The sequence below is a fragment of the Thermodesulfitimonas sp. genome (assembly GCF_052743955.1).
In genome coordinates this window covers 1-3,975 of sequence record NZ_JBRAIN010000123.1, presented here as the reverse complement: position 1 = coordinate 3,975, position 3,975 = coordinate 1, and the positions used below count along the sequence as shown (strand labels likewise).

General features: G+C 59.3%; 5 protein-coding genes. All 5 read right to left on the bottom strand.

The features are described from left to right. Positions 1-670: permease (locus tag ACUVTA_RS08765; RefSeq protein ID WP_445952563.1), on the bottom strand; the 670-nt coding region annotated here is incomplete at its 3' end. A 44-nt stretch (positions 671-714) separates the two neighbouring features. After that, the gene (locus ACUVTA_RS08760) at positions 715-1,062 is read right to left on the bottom strand and encodes a putative zinc-binding protein (protein ID WP_445952562.1); all 348 of its coding nucleotides are present in this window, start codon (positions 1,060-1,062) and stop codon (positions 715-717) included. Positions 1,063-1,115: 53 nt separating this feature from the next. Beyond that, the gene (arsB, locus tag ACUVTA_RS08755; protein ID WP_445952561.1) at positions 1,116-2,243 is read right to left on the bottom strand and encodes an ACR3 family arsenite efflux transporter; all 1,128 of its coding nucleotides are present in this window, start codon (positions 2,241-2,243) and stop codon (positions 1,116-1,118) included. Between the two features lie 129 nt (positions 2,244-2,372). Then, positions 2,373-3,449, bottom strand: coding sequence for an arsenic resistance protein (locus ACUVTA_RS08750; protein WP_445952560.1), 1,077 nt, complete (start codon positions 3,447-3,449; stop codon positions 2,373-2,375). Positions 3,450-3,504: 55 nt separating this feature from the next. Further along, positions 3,505-3,975: (Fe-S)-binding protein (locus ACUVTA_RS08745; protein ID WP_445952559.1), on the bottom strand; the 471-nt coding region annotated here is incomplete at its 5' end.

Below are 3,975 nucleotides of genomic sequence, written 5' to 3'. Positions count from 1 at the left end.
GGTAGACGGCGTACCAGAAGCCGGCTTCAGCCGTCGGTTTGCCCCAGGCCGCAAAAATCAGAATCAGGACGAGTACTAAAAAGTAGAGCACCGTCTGGCCGGATGTTCGTCTCCCGGGAGGAAGCTCCCCGGCAGTCAGCCCGCGTAAGCGTTCTCCTTCCTCGTGGCGGAAGAGAAACGCCATGATCAGGCCAATGACAACCGAAAAAAGGACCGCCCCCAGCGCCCGCGCGATGCTGATCTCCCAGCCGAGCACCCTGGCCGTCAGGATAATCGCCAGCACGTTGATCGCCGGCCCGGAGTAAAGGAAGGCGATCGCCGGCCCCAGCCCCGCGCCCCTTTTGTAAATGCCGCCGAAAAGTGGCAGCACCGTGCAGGAGCAGACCGCCAAGACCGCGCCCGAAACCGCACCAACCCCGTAAGCCGCCCACTTCTTGCTCTCCGGCCCCAGGTATCTGATAACCGCCTGGGACGAAAGAAAGCTGGCCATAGCCCCGGCGATAAAGAGCGCCGGCACCAGGCAAAAGAGGACGTGCTCCCGGGCATACTCGTGCAGCATGGCAAACGCCTCAAGTGCCCCGCTCGCGAACCGCGGATGCGATACGGGCAAGAAATACGCTGCCAAAAAAACACCCAACAATAAAACAAACCGCTGCCGCTCCGTCAACATTCTGTCACCTCCCGGAATTTCTTGAATAGTCCGCCTCGTTTTTTCTACCCGGCCTTGCTCCCGCGCCTTTCGGTCTGTTGCTTCACCGCTTCGTAAACCCGCGTCACCGCCGCCTGGTCCGGCGCGAGCACGCCCAAATCCTTCTTAACGCCCAGCGCCATCACCTCAACGTGGCAGTCCACCTTCACCCCAGCTTTTTCCAACATTCCCTTAGCGCAGGCGACCGGGCAGCCGCCGATCACGACCACCGTCTCCGCCTGGGCCAGCTTTTTAAGGGTGTTTTCGGCCCCAGCACCGACACCGGCCCAACAGGCAAGATAGCCCAGCCCGCCTGCGCCAGCTTTACCCCCGCGGCGTTGGCGGTCTGGCCGGTATTTGAGTCTCCGGCACAAGTGAAAATTGCCACCTGTTGCGTCTCCTGGTTCTCCATTGCTTATTTCCCCCCTTAAGAAGTTGCCGGTTTAAAGTACCTCTCCCTGAATCTTAGCGCCACGTTTACCAGACTTATCAGTACCGGCACTTCAATGAGCGGCCCGATCACCGTGGCGAAGGCCTGGTTGGAGCCGATGCCGAAAATCGCCACCGCCACGGCGATGGCCAGCTCGAAGTCGTTGCTGGCCGCGGTAAAGGAGACCGCCGTGGTCTGCGCGTAATTGGCCCCCAGGCGCCGGGTGATGAAAAAGATAGCGAACCACATCAGGAAGAAGTAGCAGGCAAGCGGTACCGCCACCCGCACCACGTCCAGCGGCAAGCGGATGATGTACTCTCCTTTCAGCGAGAACATCACGACGATGGTGAAAAGCAGCGCCACCAGCGTAATCGGGCTAATCTTAGGCGCGAAGACGTTTTCGAACCATTCCCTGCCCTTCAGGCGTAGCAGCGAAAAGCGAGTGGCAACGCCCGCCAGGAAGGGGATCCCGAGGTAGATGAAAACGGTCTTCGCCGCCTCCCACATGGAAATGCTCACCTTCAACCCTTTAACCAACCCAAGCCAGTTCAGCAAGACCGTGATGAAAAACCAGATGTAAACGGCATAAAACAAAACCTGAAAGACGGCGTTGAAAGCTACCAGGCCTACCGCTAACTCCCGGTCCCCTTCGGCCAGTTCGTTCCAAACGATGACCATGGCGATGCAACGAGCCAGCCCCACTAAAATAACTCCGATCATGTACTCGGGGTGGTTGCGGAGCAGGAGTACCGCTAAAAGGAACATCACCACCGGCCCGGCAATCCAGTTTTGAAAAAGAGAAAGGGATAGAAGCTTGGTATTCTTGAACACCGTCCCCATCTCTTCGTACTTCACCTTGGCCAGCGGCGGGTACATCATCAGAATCAGGCCCACTGCGATGGGGATCGAGGTCGTCCCCACCTGCAGCCCGGCGATGAACCGGGTTACCCCGGGCGAGAAGTACCCGATCCCGATGCCCACGGCCATGGCGAGGAATATCCACAGGGTGAGAAGTTTTTCCAGCGTCGAAAGCCTTTTCTTTTCGGCGCCGCCCACCCTCAAGCCTTCTTCGCCAATGGGCACCTCATTTCCCGCAACCGTCCCCTTTTTTTGAACACCGGCCACCTTCAGACCACCTCCAGAACCATGATTTTAAGCCGTCGCCGCCAGCGACACTAAACTGAACCGCAGCCGGCCCCCGCCAGGGCCCAAGCCCCCACAGCCCCAGTACCTTTATACAAGTTAATATTTACTCTATTTCTTACCCCCGGTGCCGCTGCTCCTCTTTTGATCCGGGTTTTCCTTCTCCGCCGCGGATCCTGCCGCACCGGTATTTTCCACTTCCCCACTTTTCTGCATTGGCAGACGCACCGCCCAGCGATAGATCCAGAACATGGTCGGCACCTGTAACAGAGGGTTCACCGCTAACATAGCCGCCGTCACCGGGCCGAAAAAGTGCACCGCAAGCCCCAAGGCTAAGGGGACGTTTTTCCCCACCACGGCGTTGACCAGGGCAACGATCTCACCCGGCCGGAAACCAAACCGGGGGGCCGCATTAACGGTGGCAACCAACTGCAGCACGTAAAAAAGGGCCAGCGCCGGCAGGGCAAGGAGCGTCCCCGTCCGGTGCGCCGCCATCTGCGGCGCGCCGTTGGCGACCGATATGGCTATGATCCCGAACATGCCCAGCATCGAAAGGGGCGGTAAGGCGGGACAAACCGCCTGGAAACCGGCATTCCCCCAGCGGGCCAGGATCAACCGCCGGGTAAGATCACCGGCCACCAGCGGCACTAAGATGACGGTAAGGGTACTTTTCATGATCGCCACCGCGTCAAGGCGGACGAAGGTCCCGGCAAGCAGGTATGTCGTCGCCGGAATGGTTACGATGCTCAGCAACAGGCTCACGACCACGATTACCAGGGCCAGTGGTACGTTGCCGCGTCCCAGACCGGTCCACCCGACCACCATCCCCGCGCATGGTGTAGCGGCCAAAAGAACAAGCCCCGCCGCAAACTCCGGGTGATGCCGCAAAAGGAGCAGGGCAATCAGCCATCCGAGGAGCGGCGAAAAAATGAAGTTGAAAAAAAGGGACCAGGCAATTGGCTTTATCTCCTTGGCCGCACACGCCACCTGCTCCACCTGCACCCCGACCATCATCGGGTAAAGCATCAGGTAAAGCGTGAAATCTATATAGCGCCGCAACTCCGGCGCGGCACCGGGCCAGGTAAAACCTATCAGGGCCCCCAGCACCATAGAAAGGGCTATCAGCCACAGCAACGAACGCTCAAACCAGCAGGCTATCCGCGCGAGTAAACCGGGTTCTACTGCCATCTCGCAGAACTTCCTCCTTATCTCCAGCTTTGGCTCCGGGACAAAATCGTTACCCTCACAGCGGAAATCCGGCTGCCCTAAATAGCTGCTTCAGCTTCTCCCGTGCTGCCTCCCACCGTAGCTCGGCAAGCGGCGGACAATCATCCAGAAACATCTCCTGCTTCAACAGCCGCGCCGCAAAGGCAAGGCAGGTCCGCTCCCCGCACCGCCCGCAGTTGCTTCGGGGCAAAAGTTTGTAAACGTCAAGCGCCGAGAGCTCCGAACCGCGCCGGTAGCTGGGTTTGATCTCCGCCCGGCGGGCCCAGGTTCCGGCTATTAATTCCCGCAACGCCCCAACCATCCGGTGGGCCTCCGCCTCGTCGGCCAGACCGGTAATGCCGATCGCATTGGGATAAAGGGTGATACCCTTGCCCGACCAGACAAAGCGCAAAAACGGCGTTTCGGGATTGTAAAAACAGTTACCTAACTCCGCGTTCAGGTACGGAAACACCTCCCGGATATCGGCATCAATCTCGACCAGCGCCGC

What these genes read in the sequence shown, in the direction of transcription:
- ACUVTA_RS08750 (WP_445952560.1), bottom strand. Translation starts at nt 3,449, where the DNA reads ATGGCAGTAGAACCCGGTTTACTCGCGCGGATAGCCTGCTGGTTTGAG.